At 71.5% G+C, this 14,802-nt stretch carries 15 protein-coding genes and 1 pseudogene; 9 read left to right on the top strand and 7 right to left on the bottom strand.

Features of this window, described 5'->3' with window-relative positions; translation table 11 throughout:
• Window positions 1-14: 14 nt before the first annotated feature.
• Window positions 15-1,022 (bottom strand): dTDP-glucose 4,6-dehydratase, encoded by a 1,008-nt coding sequence (rfbB, locus tag ACVW00_RS05650; RefSeq protein ID WP_457109925.1) that lies wholly within the window; start codon window positions 1,020-1,022, stop codon window positions 15-17.
• Window positions 1,023-1,057: 35 nt separating this feature from the next.
• Complete coding sequence (locus tag ACVW00_RS05645; RefSeq protein ID WP_457109924.1) at window positions 1,058-2,269, bottom strand: acyl-CoA dehydrogenase family protein; 1,212 nt, start codon at window positions 2,267-2,269, stop codon at window positions 1,058-1,060.
• A gap of 117 nt (window positions 2,270-2,386) precedes the next feature.
• Here ACVW00_RS05645 and ACVW00_RS05640 point away from each other — a divergent pair, with 117 nt between their 5' ends.
• A complete protein-coding gene (locus tag ACVW00_RS05640; RefSeq protein WP_457109923.1) occupies window positions 2,387-4,174 on the top strand; it encodes an acetyl/propionyl/methylcrotonyl-CoA carboxylase subunit alpha in 1,788 nt (595 codons plus the stop codon).
• Here ACVW00_RS05640 and ACVW00_RS05635 read toward each other — a convergent pair.
• From ACVW00_RS05635 to ACVW00_RS05625, 3 genes are all read right to left on the bottom strand, one after another.
• Entirely contained in the window at window positions 4,171-4,971 is an 801-nt protein-coding gene (locus tag ACVW00_RS05635) for an SDR family NAD(P)-dependent oxidoreductase (protein ID WP_457109922.1), read from the bottom strand. The genes ACVW00_RS05640 and ACVW00_RS05635 overlap by 4 nt on opposite strands.
• A gap of 32 nt (window positions 4,972-5,003) precedes the next feature.
• Window positions 5,004-6,227: a SpoIID/LytB domain-containing protein gene (locus ACVW00_RS05630; RefSeq protein ID WP_457109921.1), complete on the bottom strand. Its 1,224-nt coding sequence runs from the start codon at window positions 6,225-6,227 to the stop codon at window positions 5,004-5,006.
• Window positions 6,228-6,355: 128 nt separating this feature from the next.
• The gene (locus ACVW00_RS05625; RefSeq protein ID WP_457109920.1) at window positions 6,356-7,759 is read right to left on the bottom strand and encodes an NAD(P)H-quinone dehydrogenase; all 1,404 of its coding nucleotides are present in this window, start codon (window positions 7,757-7,759) and stop codon (window positions 6,356-6,358) included.
• A gap of 64 nt (window positions 7,760-7,823) precedes the next feature.
• On the opposite strand from ACVW00_RS05625, the gene ACVW00_RS05620 reads away from it, so the two are divergent.
• On the top strand, window positions 7,824-8,279 hold the full coding sequence (locus ACVW00_RS05620) for a gamma-glutamylcyclotransferase (protein WP_457109919.1): 456 nt from the start codon (window positions 7,824-7,826) through the stop codon (window positions 8,277-8,279).
• Window positions 8,280-8,289: 10 nt separating this feature from the next.
• Window positions 8,290-9,084 carry a purine-nucleoside phosphorylase gene (locus ACVW00_RS05615; protein ID WP_457109918.1) on the top strand — a complete coding sequence of 265 codons (795 nt, stop codon included), beginning with the start codon at window positions 8,290-8,292 and terminating at the stop codon, window positions 9,082-9,084.
• Between the two features lie 8 nt (window positions 9,085-9,092).
• On the opposite strand, the gene ACVW00_RS05610 is transcribed toward ACVW00_RS05615, so the two are convergent.
• Window positions 9,093-9,533 (bottom strand): cyclic nucleotide-binding domain-containing protein, encoded by a 441-nt coding sequence (locus ACVW00_RS05610; RefSeq protein WP_457109917.1) that lies wholly within the window; start codon window positions 9,531-9,533, stop codon window positions 9,093-9,095.
• Between the two features lie 125 nt (window positions 9,534-9,658).
• Here ACVW00_RS05610 and ACVW00_RS05605 point away from each other — a divergent pair, with 125 nt between their 5' ends.
• Genes ACVW00_RS05605 through ACVW00_RS05590 form a run of 4 tightly spaced genes read left to right on the top strand, consistent with a single transcriptional unit; the run spans window position 9,659 to window position 12,367 of the window.
• The gene (locus ACVW00_RS05605) at window positions 9,659-10,054 is read left to right on the top strand and encodes a MerR family transcriptional regulator (protein ID WP_457109916.1); all 396 of its coding nucleotides are present in this window, start codon (window positions 9,659-9,661) and stop codon (window positions 10,052-10,054) included.
• The gene (locus tag ACVW00_RS05600) at window positions 10,051-11,067 is read left to right on the top strand and encodes an aldo/keto reductase (protein ID WP_457109915.1); all 1,017 of its coding nucleotides are present in this window, start codon (window positions 10,051-10,053) and stop codon (window positions 11,065-11,067) included. Before ACVW00_RS05605 ends, ACVW00_RS05600 begins: the two co-directional genes overlap by 4 nt.
• Window positions 11,068-11,091: 24 nt before the next feature.
• A complete protein-coding gene (locus tag ACVW00_RS05595; protein ID WP_457109914.1) occupies window positions 11,092-11,889 on the top strand; it encodes a crotonase/enoyl-CoA hydratase family protein in 798 nt (265 codons plus the stop codon).
• 58 nt (window positions 11,890-11,947) lie between these two features.
• Entirely contained in the window at window positions 11,948-12,367 is a 420-nt protein-coding gene (locus ACVW00_RS05590) for an OsmC family protein (protein ID WP_457109913.1), read from the top strand.
• Here the strand turns inward: ACVW00_RS05590 and ACVW00_RS05585 are convergent.
• Window positions 12,342-12,803, bottom strand: a complete 462-nt coding sequence (locus tag ACVW00_RS05585; RefSeq protein ID WP_457109912.1) for an SRPBCC family protein — start codon at window positions 12,801-12,803, stop codon at window positions 12,342-12,344. The genes ACVW00_RS05590 and ACVW00_RS05585 overlap by 26 nt on opposite strands.
• A gap of 50 nt (window positions 12,804-12,853) precedes the next feature.
• Between ACVW00_RS05585 and ACVW00_RS05580 the strand changes: the two genes are divergently transcribed.
• Both ACVW00_RS05580 and ACVW00_RS05575 read left to right on the top strand, forming a co-directional pair.
• Window positions 12,854-14,506, top strand: a complete 1,653-nt coding sequence (locus ACVW00_RS05580) for a phospho-sugar mutase (protein ID WP_457109911.1) — start codon at window positions 12,854-12,856, stop codon at window positions 14,504-14,506.
• Window positions 14,503-14,799, top strand: a pseudogene (locus ACVW00_RS05575) (SAM-dependent methyltransferase); the annotation flags it as partial. The gene ACVW00_RS05580 and the pseudogene ACVW00_RS05575, both read left to right, overlap by 4 nt.
• Window positions 14,800-14,802: the final 3 nt, after the last annotated feature.

The following is a 14,802-nucleotide window of genomic DNA, read 5'->3' as shown; positions in this document are numbered from 1 at the left end:
CGGCGATCGCCGCGTCACTTGCTGACGACCTGTTGGGTCAGCGCGTACTTCGCCTCGGTCGCGTCCTTCATCGGCCGCCACCACGACTCGTTGTCGCGGTACCAGGCGATCGTGGCGGTGAGACCGTCGCGGAAGCCCTCGTAGCGCGGCGTCCAGCCCAGCTCGCTGCGCAGCTTGCCGGCCTCGATCGCGTAGCGGCGGTCGTGGCCGGACCGGTCGGTGACGTGGTCGTAGGCGTCTGCGTCCTGGCCCATCAGCTCGAGGATCATCGAGATCACGTCGCGGTTGTTCATCTCGCCGTTCGCGCCGATCAGGTAGGTCTCCCCCACACGGCCCTTCTCGATGATCGTCCACACCGCGTCGTTGTGGTCGTCGACGTGGATCCAGTCGCGCACGTTGAGCCCGTCGCCGTAGAGCTTGGGACGGATGCCGTCGATCACGTTCGTGATCTGCCGGGGGATGAACTTCTCGACGTGCTGGCGAGGACCGTAGTTGTTCGAGCAGTTCGAGATCGTCGCCCGGAGCCCGAAGGAGCGCACCCAGGCGCGGACCAGGTGGTCGGAGCCGGCCTTGCTCGCGGAGTACGGCGAGCTCGGGGTGTAGGGCGTGTCCTCGGTGAACTTCTTCGGGTCGTCGAGCTCGAGGTCGCCGTACACCTCGTCGGTGGAGATGTGGTGGTAGCGGACCCCGTGCCGCCGGGCTGCCTCGAGCAGGGTGAAGGTGCCGACCAGGTTGGTCCGGATGAACGGGCTGGGGTCGGCGAGCGAGTTGTCGTTGTGCGACTCGGCCGCGAAGTGCACCACCACGTCGGCATCACCGACGAGCCGCTCGACGGTGCCCTCGTCGGCGACGTCGCCCTCCACGAACCGGATCCTGTCCTCGACCCCGGTCAGCGAGGCCATCGACCCGGCGTAGGTCAGCGCGTCGAGCACCGTCACGTCGGCATCGGGCCGTGTCGCGAGCGTGCGGTGGACGAAGTTGCTGCCGATGAAGCCAGCACCTCCGGTGACGAGGATCCTCATGCCGCACAGGTTAGCCGCCGGGGTCGGCGTGCCGGTCACTCGACCGGCAGACCGAGCCCGCGCGCGATCAGCATCCGCTGCACCTCCGAGGTGCCCTCGCCGATCTCGAGCACCTTCGCGTCGCGGTAGAGCCGGGCCACCTGGTACTCCTCCATGAACCCGTAGCCGCCGAACACCTGGGTGGCGATCCGGGTCGCGGTGACCGCGGACTCCGTGGCGTAGAGCTTCGCCACCGCTGCAGCGCGCTTGAACTGCGCGACGGGGGCGCCGGCGTCCTTCATCCAGGCGGCCCGGTAGGTCAGCAGGCGGCTCGCGGACAGCATCACCTGGAGGTCGGCGATCTGGAACGCGACACCCTGCTTGCGCCCGATCGGCACGCCGAACGTGGTGCGCTCCCCGGCGTACTGGACGCACTGGTCGACGCAGGCCTGGATGCACCCGACCGCGAGTGCCGCGATCGCGACCCGGCCGTCGTCGAGCGTGGCCAGGAACTGCGCGTAGCCACGACCGCGCTCACCGAGGAGGTTCGACTCGGGGACCCGGACCCCGTCGAAGGTGAGCGGGTGGGTGTCCGAGGCGTGCCAGCCGAGCTTGTCGTAGGCCTTCTCGGCGGTGAAGCCGGGCGTGCCCGCGGGCACGATGATCGTCGAGATCTCGACCTTCTCCTCCCCGGTGGTCGAGCTTGTCGCCCGGTCGTTCGAGGTTGGCCCGGTGCGCGCCGTCACGGTGACCAGCGAGGTGATCTCGGACCCCGAGTTCGTGATGAACTGCTTGGCGCCGTCGATCACCCACTCGCCCTCGACCAGGGTCGCCCGGGTGCGCGTCGCGCCCGCGTCAGAGCCGGCACCGGGCTCGGTGAGGCCGAAGCCGGCGAGCCGGCGGCCGGCGACCAGGTCGGGCAGCCAGGTCTGCTTCTGCTCCTCGGTGCCGTAGGTGAGGATCGGGTTGATGCCGAGGCCGACCGCGGCCTCGAGGGTGATCCCGATCGACTGGTCGACGCGGCCGAGCTCCTCGATCGCCAGGCACAGGCTGGTGAAGCCGCCCTCCTCGCCGCTGAGGCCGGCGCCGCCGTACTCCTCGGGCGCCGTCAGCCCGAAGAGCCCGAGCTCGCCCATCTTCTGCACCACGTCGACCGGGAAGTGGTGGTTGCGGTCCCACTCGGCGGAGTGCGGGGCGATCTCCTTCTCGGCGAAGTCACGCACCGTGCGGCGGAACTGCTCGTGCTCGGGAGAGAGGTCGAAGCTCATGACGCCATCGTAAGCCACCGGTTAACGATTGTTAACTTGTGGCCGCTGAGACCCGGCGTGGCGGTACCCGTCGCGACCAATAGACTCCCGAAGGATCACAGACACCGAGGAGTTCGCGTGCCCGAGACGAAGCCGCTGCAGAAGGTCCTGGTCGCCAACCGGGGCGAGATCGCCGTCCGGGTGGTGCGCGCGTGCAAGGACGCAGGCATCGGCAGCGTCGCCGTGTACGCCGACCCCGATCGTGACGCCCTGTTCGTCCGGCTCGCCGACGAGGCCTACAGCCTCGACGGTTCCACGCCCGCCGACTCCTACCTCGACATCGCCAAGATCATCGACGTCGCCAAGCGCAGCGGTGCCGACTCGGTCCACCCGGGCTACGGGTTCCTCGCCGAGAACGCCGTCTTCGCCCAGGCCGTGCTCGACGCCGGGCTGGTCTGGATCGGCCCGCCGCCCGACGCGATCGAGGCCCTCGGCGACAAGGCCAAGGCCAAGCAGATCGCGCAGAAGGCCGACGCGCCGCTGGCCCCCGGCACCAAGGATCCCGTCAAGGACGCCGACGAGGTCGTGGAGTTCGCGAAGGCCAACGGCCTGCCCGTCGCCATCAAGGCGGTCTTCGGCGGCGGCGGCCGCGGCCTCAAGGTCGCCCACACCCTCGAGGAGATCCCCGAGCTCTACGAGTCCGCCGTCCGGGAGGCGGTCACGGCGTTCGGCCGCGGCGAGTGCCTGGTCGAGAAGTTCCTGCACCACCCCCGCCACGTCGAGACCCAGTGCCTGGCCGACCAGCACGGCAACGTCGTGGTGGTCTCGACGCGCGACTGCTCGCTGCAGCGGCGCAACCAGAAGCTCGTCGAGGAGGCGCCCGCGCCGTTCCTGACCGGCGAGCAGGTCGAGAAGCTCTACGAGTCGTCGAAGGCGATCCTCAAGGAGGCCGGCTACGTCGGCGCCGGCACGTGCGAGTTCCTGGTCGCGGAGGACGGCACCATCTCGTTCCTCGAGGTCAACACGCGGCTCCAGGTCGAGCACTGCGTCTCCGAGGAGGTCACGGGCATCGACCTGGTCCGGGAGATGTTCCGGATCGCCGCCGGCGAGGAGCTCGGCTTCGGCGACCCCGAGGTCGTCGGCCACTCGATCGAGTACCGGATCAACGCCGAGGACGGCGGCCGCAACTTCATGCCGGCGCCCGGCACGCTCACCGAGTGGGCTCCCCCGCAGGGGCCCGGGGTCCGCGTCGACGGCGGCTACGAGAAGGGCGAGACGATCCCGGGTGCGTTCGACTCGCTGATCGCCAAGCTGATCGTCACCGGCCGTGACCGGACCCAGGCGCTCGAGCGCTCGCGCCGCGCGCTCGCAGAGTTCCGCGTCGACGGGATGCCGACCGTGATCCCGTTCCACCGGGCGGTCATCGACGACCCGGCGTACGTCGGCGCCTCGAACCCGTCGGGTGAGGGCGACTTCACCATCTACACCACCTGGATCGAGTCCGAGTTCGACAACCGGATCGAGCCCTACGGGGGCGACGTGGCGGAGGCCGAGGAGGCCGTCGAGCGCCAGAAGGTGACCGTCGAGGTCGGCGGACGTCGTCTGGAGGTCGTGCTCCCCGGCGGGCTGGGTGGCCTGTCGACGGGTGCCGCCGCGGGCCCGAAGAAGCCGAAGCGCACGACCGGCAAGAAGGCCGGCGCCGCGGCATCGGGCGACGCCGTCGCCAGCCCGATGCAGGGCACCATCGTCAAGGTGGCCGTCGAGGACGGCGCGACCGTCGCCGAGGGCGACGTGGTCGTGGTGCTCGAGGCGATGAAGATGGAGCAGCCGCTCAAGGCGCACAAGGCCGGCACCGTGACGGGTCTGACCGCCGAGGTCGGCGCGACCGTGACGCACGGCCAGGTGCTCTGCGAGATCAAGGACTAGCGCAGCCCCGGGTGCTGGCGCGCGAGCAAGGGCACCAGCAACCGGCGCGGTGCGAACCGGCCGAAGGCGGCTGCAGGGCGGTTCAGGGCTCCGGGAATGACGACGACCCGACCGCGGTCCATGCCGTCGACGGCAGCACGCGCGACCTCGGTCGCCGAGACCCACATGAACGACGGCAACGAGGTCTCGAAGTCGTGCCGGTCGAAACCGGCCGCCTCGCCGAACCCGGTGTCCACGGGTCCGGGGCACAGTGCCGTGACGCTGACCCCGGTGCCGGCCAGCTCTCCGGAGAGGCTCTCGGTGTAGCTGAGCACGAACGCCTTCGCGGCGCCGTACGTCGCCTGGCCCGGCAGCGGCTGGAACGCCGCCATCGACGCGACGTTGAGCACCGCGCCGCGGCCGCGCTCGACCATGCCGGGCAGGACGCGGCTGCACAGGTCGACGACAGCGGCCACGTCCACCTCGACCAGGTTGAGCTCGGCGTCCGGGTCGCTGCGGTGCACGGGACCCAGCGTGGACAGGCCGGCGTTGTTGACCAGGACGTCCGGTGCCAGCCCGAGGCCGGTCACCCGGCCCAGCAGGTCGGCGCGGACCGTGCGGTCGGACAGGTCGGCGACGACGACATGAGCCTGCTCGCCGAGCTCGGCCGCGAGCTCTGCGAGCTTGCTCTCGGAGCGCGCCACCAGGACGACCTGGTGGCCCCGGGCGGCCAGGTTGCGCGCGATCTCCGCCCCGATGCCGGAGGAGGCGCCGGTGACGACGGCGCAGCGGTCAGGTCCGGGCGGGGGCAGGCTCATGTCGGCACCCTAGGTGCCCGACCGAACGCTGGCTACGGCACCGGGTCGAACGTGAAGTAGGCGGACCGCAGGCCGTACAGCCTGCGGAAGTCGTCCCCGCTGATCGTCGCCGTATTCGTGATCGGTGTGCCGGTCACTGTCACGGTCTGGACCCAGCCACCCGCGTCGAACAGTCGGTCGGCCTCGCGCTTGGTGATGCGCACGGACGTCAAGGTGCCGAAGCCGGGATGATCCACCTGCATCTTTGCGTCGAGCTTCGCGGTGTCGACATTCACCTTCCAGTGGATGTAGGGGCTGACCGCCTTGTCGTACGCGTCCGCCTGCGCGGGAAGGTATGGCTGACTGCCTGCAGAGCTCCAACCGCCGTTGCTGGAGGAGAACTGTGCGAACGCGTACTGACCGCCGTAGACCAGTGTCTGACCTGCAGTCGCCTCAGCCGCTGCGTTGGTCGACGCCTGCTCGGTCGGCACGCCGTCGACCGCCACGCCGCGGTACACCTGGCACGCCGTCGTGTCGCACAGGTCGTAGTAGCGGGTCGCGTGGTCGGCGCGTTCGCGGGCCGCATACGTGCGTGCCGCCACGGCCTGTGCCTTCAGCGCCTCCGGGTGCCACGACGCCGGCATCTCGGCGGGGATCACCCCCCGGAGGTAGGTGTCCAGGCGAATGACGTTGACGGTGTCACCGTTCGTGAACCGGAGCTTGCCGCGGTAGACGCGACTGGCCCCGCCCGGAAGCTTGAGGGTGAGCGGCCCGGCCGACGACTTGAGCTCGCCGTCGCCCGCGAGGGCCTTGCGACCGCCGGTCTTGTACAGGTGCCAGCGGCCGGTCTTGAAGTAGACCCGGGTCTGGCCGGCGACGGTCTTGAGCCGCCATGCCCGCGCATGCTTCCGCAGCTTGTAGGTCCGCCCGTTGCCGAGGTCGTGGACCCTCAGCCGAGGGGCCTGGGCGATCTTGAGGTTGTTGTCGGTGTCGCCGCTGATCAGCACCCGCACCTTCCCGACCGCCGGTGCGAGTGCGGTGGTCGGGTAGTAGAACGCGAGGATCTGCTGGTAACCCTGGCCGGCCTCGGCGGCACCCCTCGCTCCCCACTGGGACATCCCGTGGCCGTGCCCGAAGCCGTCGCCGGTGACGACGAGCGCGGGGTTGGCCGGCTGCGGGTCGTCCACGCTCGACGCTGCCTGGGCAGCGTTCCCGGCAAGCACGAGCGCCGCCGTGGCGGCGAGCGCGGTCAGGATGCCTGTGGTCCGGATGTGCATGCGTATCCCTGTGGCTGGTGGGTGAGGAGTGAAGCATCCATCATGCACGGCCGGTCAACCTCGCGCAGGAACATGAGCGCTGGTGAACGAAGCACAGCCGGGGAACTACGTCGCTGTCAGCCCGAGGCTCAACGCGGGTGGTGGAGCCGCCGGGCGGCCTCGGCGATCGAGCCGCTGTTGGAGGGATAGACCGTGAACGCCTGGGCGAGCTGATCGGCGGTGAGCGACTCGGCCACCGCGACGGAGACCGGGTGGATCAGCTCGCTCGCGCGCGGACCGACCACGACGCCGCCGACGATGATCCCGGTGCCGGGGCGGGCGAAGAGCTTCACGAAGCCGTCGCGCACGCCCTGCATCTTGGCGCGGGCGTTGCCGGCGAGCTCGAGGCGCACGACCTCGGCGTCGATCTCGCCGTTGTCGACCGCCTGCTGCGACCAGCCCACGGTGGCGATCTCCGGCGCCGTGAACACGTTCGAGGACACCTTCTTCAGGTCCAGGGGCGCGACCGCGTCGCCGAGGAAGTGCCACATGGCGATCCGGCCCTGCATGGCGGCGACCGAGGCGAGCATGAGCACCCCGGTGCAGTCACCGGCTGCGTAGACACCACGGGCCGTCGTGCGGGAGACCCGGTCCACCACGACGTACCCGCCGTCGTCGAGCCTGACGCCCGCCTCCTCGAGGCCGACACCGGTCGTGTTCGGCACCGAGCCGAGGGCGAGCAGGCAGTGCGACCCGGTTACCGAGCGGCCGTCGGTGAGCCGCACGGTCACCTCGTCGCCGGTCCGCGTGACCGACTCCATCCGCGACTTCGACAGCACGGTCATGCCGCGCCGGGTCAGCACCTGCTGGAGCACCTCGGCCGCGTCGGCGTCCTCGCCGGGCAGCACCCGGTCGCGCGAGGAGACCAGGACGACGTCGATGCCCAACGCCATGTAGGCGCTCGCGAACTCCGCACCCGTGACGCCGGAACCGACCACGATCAGCCGGCTCGGCATCTCGATCAGGTCGTAGACCTGCTCCCAGGTGAGGATCCGCTCGCCGTCGGGTTGGGCGGACGGCAGTGTGCGAGGCGCGGCGCCGGTGGCGACCAGCACCGCGTCGGCGGCCAGGGTCTCGGTGCCGCCGTCGGGCAGGTCGACCACCACGCGTTGCGGGCCGCCGAGCCGGCCGTGGCCGACGACGACCTTGACCCCGTCGCGCTCGAGCCGCCGGCCGATGTCGCGCGACTGCTCGGCCGCGAGCCGGAGCACCCGGGCGTTCACACGAGCCAGGTCGACGTGGACCGGCGACGTTGCGTCCTCGTCGGCGATGCCGACCCCGAGCTCGGGAGCGGTGGACAGGTCGGTCATCAGCTCGGCGGTGGCGATCAGCGTCTTGCTCGGCACACAGTCGGTCAGCACCGCGGAGCCTCCGAGGCCGTCGGAGTCGACCACGGTCACGTCCGCGCCGAGCTGTGCCGCCACGTGTGCCGACTCGTAGCCGCCGGGTCCGCCACCGATGATCACCACAGAAGTCGCCCGGTCGTCCGTCACCCGCACATTGTCGCGTACCGCGTCGGAGGGCCGTGCGCGAGCCCGCTTGTCCTACCCTTCTCGGGTGACGTTGTACGCCGCCTACGGGACGAACCTGGACCCGGCCCGGATGAGCGAGCGGTGCCCGCACTCCCCCTTGCGCGACACCGGCTGGCTGCAGGGCTGGCGGCTCACCTTCGGCGGCGAGGACCACGGCTGGGACGGCGCGCTCGCCACGGTCGTCCAGGACCCCTTCGAGCAGGTCTTCGTCGCGATCTACGACGTCACCGAGGAGGACGCGAGCGCCCTGGACAGCTGGGAGTCCGCCGACACGGGGCTCTACCGCAAGGCCAAGGTCCGCGTCTCGACCATGACCGACGAGTGCGTCGCCTGGATCTACGTGCTCGACGCGTTCGAGGGAGGGCTGCCCTCGGCGACGTACCTGGGCGTGCTCGCCGACGCGGCCGACGCCGCGGACGCGCCCGCCGACTACGTCTCCGCGCTGCGCCAGCGGCCCTGCAGGAGCACGTTCGGCGGCTAGAGTCCCTGCGGTGAGCAACCCTGCCGACGCAGCCACCGAGGCTGCCACCGCCCTCGCCGACCTGACCGGTGTCCGCCGGCACGACGTCGCCCTCGTGATGGGGTCCGGCTGGCTCCCCGCAGTCGACGCGCTCGGGGAGGCCACCGCGGAGATCAGCACGACGGACCTGCCCGGCTTCGCTGCGCCGGCGGTCGTCGGCCACGCCGGCCGGATCCGCTCGGTGCGCGCCGGTGACAAGCAGCTGCTCGTCTTCCTCGGGCGCACCCACTTCTACGAGGGCCTCGGGGTGCGCGCGGTGGTCCACGGCGTCCGCACCGCCGCAGCGGCCGGCTGCCGGGCGATCGTGCTCACCAACGGCTGCGGGGGGCTGAAGGAGTCCTGGAAGCCGGGCACCCCCGTGCTGATCAGCGACCACATCAACCTGACCGCCACGTCGCCGATCGAGGGCGCGAACTTCGTCGACCTCACCGACCTCTACAGCCCCCGTCTGCGTGAGCTGTGCCGCCAGGTCGAGCCCGAGCTCGACGAGGGCGTGTACGTGCAGTTCCCCGGGCCGCACTACGAGACCCCCGCCGAGATCGGCATGGTGCGGGCGATGGGCGGCCACCTGGTCGGGATGAGCACCACGCTCGAGGCGATCGCGGCGCGCGAAGCCGGTCTCGAGGTCCTCGGGATCTCGCTGGTCACCAACCTCGCGGCCGGGATCAGCGGCGAGCCCCTGAACCACGCCGAGGTGCTCGAGGCCGGCAACGCCGCGGCCAGCCGCATGGGCGCCCTGCTCGGGGCCATCGTGCCGGGGATCTGACTCGGCGGTCAGGCGGTCTTGCGCAGGACGGCCTCGCCCACCAGGGCACGGAAGTACGCGTCCTCCGCGTGCAGCTGCTCGAAGGCCTCCCGCCCCAGGTGCAGGGCGACGACGTCGGTCGCGGAGACCACGGTCGCGGACCGGAGCCGGCGGCGCAGGATGCCCAGCTCGCCGAGGACCTCGCCGGGCCGGCAACGGCCGAGCTGCTCGCCGCGGCGCCGTACGTCGACCTCGCCGCTGAGCAGCACGTAGGCCTTGTCGGGCGCCGTGAGCTCGGCGAGCATCGCCCAGCCGGGGCGGACGTGCACGATCCGGCCGAGGTCGACCATGCGGTTCAGGAGCGCGGACGGCGCGTCGGTGAACGTGGGAGCGCTGCCGACGAGGCGGAGCTGGGCGCGGACGTCGCCTCGCGGGACGGGGCCGCCGGAGGTCATCGATCGGTTCACCATGGGAGGGGTGCCTTTCAAGGAGGGTGCAGGTCCGAGAGCGGTCACCTCCCAGAGAGGCCGCGAGCCCTTCGTCAGATACGTGCGCACGTTTGACTTCGAGTGCACTCGAAGCCCAGACTGCACCGATGAGCATGACCATCGCCGAGGCCGCGGCGCACACCGGCCTGACCACGCACACGCTGCGCTACTACGAGCGCGACGGCCTGATGCTGCGCGCGGTCGACCGGGCGGCGAGCGGACATCGCCGCTACGACGAGCGCGACCTGATCTGGATCGACCTGATCGCCAAGCTGCGCGGCACCGGCATGCCGATCAGCGACGTACGCCGGTACGCCGCGCTCGTCCGGTCCGGCGAGGGCAACGAGGCCGAGCGGCTCGCGCTGCTGCGGGACCACCGCCAGCGGGTGCTCGCCCAGCTGGCCGAGGTGCAGGAGCACCTGGGTGCCATCGACCGCAAGATCGGCATCTACGCGGAGAAGTTGACTTCGAGTGCGCTCGAAGCACAAGACTTGTCCGCATGACTGATTCCTCCACCACACATCGCACGCTCGGGACCGCCGCACCGCTGGAGGTCTCCGCACTCGGGCTCGGCTGCATGGGCATGTCGGAGTTCTACGGAGCACCCGACGAGGGCGAGGGCATCGCGACCATCCAGCGCGCCCTCGACCTCGGCGTGACCTTCCTGGACACCGCGGACATGTACGGCCCGTTCACCAACGAGCAGCTGGTCGGCAAGGCCATCGCGGGTCGCCGCGACGAGGTCCAGCTCGCGACGAAGTTCGGCAACGAGCGCCGCGCCGACGGCAGCCGGGTCGGCATCAACGGCCGGCCCGAGTACGTCCACGCGGCCTGCGACGCCTCGCTCGAGCGGCTCGGCGTCGACCACATCGACCTGTACTACCAGCACCGCGTGGACAAGTCGGTGCCGATCGAGGAGACGGTCGGGGCCATGGCGGAGCTCGTGCAGGCCGGCAAGGTGCGCCACCTCGGACTGTCGGAAGCGTCCGCGGCCAACATCCGCAAGGCGCACGCCGTGCACCCGATCACCGCGCTGCAGACCGAGTACTCGCTGTTCACCCGCGACCTGGAGGACGAGATCCTGCCGACGCTCCTCGAGCTCGGCATCGGGCTGGTGCCGTACTCCCCGCTCGGCCGTGGCCTGCTGACCGGGCGGATCACGAGCGAGGACGCGCTGTCTGCGGACGACTCGCGGCGTTCGGCGTACTTCCCGCGGTTCCAGGGCGAGGCGCTCAAGGCCAACCTGGCGCTCGTCGCGCGGGTCCAGGAGATGGCCCTGGACAAGGGCTGCACTCCGGGCCAGCTCGCGCTCGCGTGGGTGCTCGCCCAGGGCCCTCGGCACGGTCTCGGCGTCGCGCCGATCCCCGGCACCAAGCGCGTGCGCTACCTCGAGGAGAACGTCGCCTCGCTCGAGGTCGCACTGAGCCCGGACGACCTGACCGCGCTCGAGCGGGCCGTCCCGCGGGATGCGGTCGTGGGCGCGCGCTACGGCGACATGAGCTCGATCGACGCCTGAACTACCGGCCGGTAACATGGTGGCATGAGGTACGTCGCCCACGAGACCACCGACGGCATCGCGCACGTGCGCCTGACCCGGCCGGACAAGCTCAACGCCCTGACCCTCCAGACGCTCGACGAGCTGGTGGCCACGGCGCGCGAGCTGCGCAAGGACCGCAGCCTGCGCGCCGTGGTGCTCAGCGGCGAGGGCGCGTCCTTCTGCGCCGGCCTCGACTTCGCGTCCGCGTTGAAGAGCCCGGCGGGGATCGCGAAGGCGTTCGTGCCGCGGCCCTTGCGCGGCACCAACACCTTCCAGGAGGCGTGCTGGGCCTGGCGGAGGCTGCCCGTGCCGGTGATCGCGGCGGTCGAGGGCCACTGCTACGGCGGTGGCCTGCAGCTCGCGCTGGCCGCGGACTTCCGGGTGGCCACGCCCGACTCCGAGTGGTCGGTCCTCGAGGCGCGCTGGGGGCTGATCCCGGACAGGACGGGGATCCGCACGCTCGCCGAGCTCGTCGGCATCGACACCGCCAAGCGGCTGACGATGACCGCGCAGATGCTCAGCGGCAAGGAGGCGGCCGACCTGGGGCTGGTCACCGAGCTCGCCGCCGACCCGGTGGGCGCGGCCACCGAGCTGGCGCAGCAGATCGCGCAGCGCTCCCCCGACTCCGTCGCGGCGGCGAAGCGGCTGTTCGACCGCAGCTGGACCGCATCGCCGCGGAAGACGTTCGCGCGCGAGCGCCTCGAGCAGCTGGTCCTGCTCGCGACGGCGAACACGCGCGCGGCACGCGAGGCGGCGTTCCGGAAGGTGCCGCCGGTCTTCGGACGGCGCACCCTGCGCTGAGACGGCTTGGCTACGCTGGCGAGGCCCGCCTGACGCAACCCACGATGGAGTGCACACGATGACTGACCGCAAGGCAACGACCATCTGGACCGGCCCCCTCGCCACCGGATCCGGCACCGTCACCCTCGACACCTCGGGCGTCGGTTCCTACGACGTGACCTGGGCCTCGCGCGCGGAGGAGGCGAACGGCCGGACCAGCCCCGAGGAGCTCATCGCGGCAGCGCACTCGTCGTGCTTCTCGATGGCGTTCTCGGCCCGCCTCGCGAAGAACGAGACCCCCCCGGAGCGCCTCGAGACCAGCGCCGTCGTGACGCTCGTCCCGGGCACCGGCATCACCCGCTCGGCACTGACCGTCGTCGGCACCGTGCCCGGCATCGACGAGGCGACCTTCCTGGAGCTGGCCCAGGACGCCAAGGCGAACTGCCCGGTCTCGCAGGCGCTCTCGGTCGAGATCACGCTGGACGCGAAGCTGTCCTGAACCTGGCGGCGAGCCCGCGCTCGGCGCCGCGCATCATCCACGAGTGGTTGGCGCGCAGCAGTGGCCGGACTACGTACGACGCCCACCGGAACGCCGGCGCCACGGCACGCACCTGCTGCTCGAAGTCGAGCCGGGTGCCGCCGGGTGCCGGCGCGAGCCGCCAGTGCGCGAACCCCTGGATCGGCCCGTCGATGGCGACGCGGAGCGAGTCAGGGTCGCGGTCCTCGGCGTGCAGGGCCAGCTCGAGGTCGTAGGGCAGCAGCGAGCGACACACCACGAGCGCGTCGTCCGGCCCGAGGCTGGCGACCGCCCGGACCTGGGGCCACCAGTCCACGTAGCGCTCCAGGTCGAGCAGCACCTCGTGCACGCGGTCGGGCGGCGCCGGCGTCTCCCAGACCTCCTTGAAGACGTACTCGGTCGGCCTGCGCGTTCCCACCGCTCCATCATGACGGGCAGGCGGTGGCCGCGTGGCATAGCGTTCACGACATGAACGACGACCTACTCTCGCGAGCCCGGGCCTGGGCGGCCGAGGACCCCGATCCGGTGACCGTGGCCGAGCTCGAGCGGCTGATCGCGGCCGGGGACACGGCCGAGCTCGAGGACCGGTTCGACGGCACCCTGGAGTTCGGCACCGCCGGCCTCCGGGGCGCGCTGGGAGCCGGCCCGCGGCGGATGAACCGGGTCGTCGTGCTCCGCGCCGCGGCGGGCCTCGCGGCGTACCTGCGCCAGAGCGTTGACTCCGGCTCCGTCGTGATCGGGTACGACGCGCGCCACAACTCCGACGTCTTCGCCCGCGACACCGCCGAGGTGATGACCGGCGCCGGGCTGCGCGCCCACATGATGCCGCGGCCGCTCCCGACGCCGCTGCTCGCCTACGCGATCGGCGACCTCGGCTGCGTGGCCGGCGTGATGGTGACGGCGAGCCACAACCCGCCCCAGGACAACGGCTACAAGGTCTACCTCGGCGACGGCAGCCAGATCGTGCCTCCCGCCGATGCCGACATCGCCGCCTGCATCGCCGCGGTCGGCGCACTGGCCGACATCCCGCGCGGTGACGGCGGCGAGGTGCTCGGCAAGGACATCGTCGAGCGCTACGAGGCGTCCGTCGCGGCGCTGGTCGACGGCGGTCACGCGGCCGCACGACGTGACCTGCGGATCGTCTACACACCGATGCACGGCGTCGGCGGCACCACCGTCCAGCGGGTGCTCGACCTCGCCGGCTTCCCGGCGCCGCACGAGCCACCGGCGCAGGCCGAACCGGACCCCGACTTCCCCACCGTCGCCTTCCCGAACCCCGAGGAGCCGGGCGCGATGGACCTGGCGCTCGCACTGGCCACCGAGGTCGGCGCCGACATCGTGGTCGCCAACGACCCGGACGCCGACCGCTGCGCGGTGGGTCTGCCGCCCACCTCGTCCAGCACTGGGCACGGCTGGCAGATGCTCCGCGGCGACGAGGTCGGGGCCCTCCTCGCCCACCACCTGCTGGCGCAGGGCCGGCGGGGTGTCTACGCGCAGTCGATCGTCTCCTCGAGCCTCCTGGGCAAGATGGCGGCCGCCGCCGGGCAGCCGCACCAGGAGACGCTCACCGGGTTCAAGTGGATCGGGCGGATCCCGGGGCTGGCGTTCGGCTACGAGGAGGCGCTCGGCTACTGCGTGGACCCCACGCACGTGAAGGACAAGGACGGGATCTCCGCGCTGCTGCTGGTCTGCGAGCTCGCGGCGTCCGTCAAGGCGGAGGGACGCACCCTGCGCGACGTGCTCGACGACATCGCCCGGACCCACGGCCTGCACGCCACCGACCAGCTGAGCGTCCGGTTCAGCGACCTCGAGCAGATCCCCGCCACCATGGACCGGCTGCGCGAGCACCCTCCGACCTCGCTCGGCGGGTTCGCGGTCGAGCACGTCGAGGACCTCTCCCAGGGCACCGCCGACCTGCCGCCGACGGACGGGCTGCGCTACCGGCTCGCCGACCGGGCCAGGGTGATCGTGCGCCCGTCGGGCACCGAGCCGAAGGTGAAGTGTTACCTCGAGGTGGTCGTGCAGGTCGAGGACTCCGGGGATGTCGATGCCGCCCGGATCTCCGCGGCCGGGCGGCTCGACGCGATCCGCGGTGACGTGCAGAAGGCAGCCGGGCTGTGATCGGCGGCCACGTCGTCGGGCGGGTGTGGAACGACCACCTCCTGCCCCGGCTCACCGCGATCAGCTGCTCGGACCGCAGCACCGGGCGGTGGCGCGACCAGGCACTTGCCGGTGTGTCCGGAGACGTCCTGGAGGTCGGCTTCGCCAACGGCACCAATTTGCTGCACTACCCCGAGTCGGTACGCCGGGTGCACGCCGTCGAGCCCTCGGACGTCGCCTGGCGCAAGGCGGCCGGCCGGATCAGGGCGTTCGGGCGGCCGGTCGAGCGGATCGGACTCGACGGTGCCCACGTCGCG

It is taken from the genome of Marmoricola sp. URHA0025 HA25 (assembly GCF_054059435.1).
Note: the sequence above shows the minus strand (reverse complement) of the source record. Positions and strands in the feature narration are given on the sequence as shown.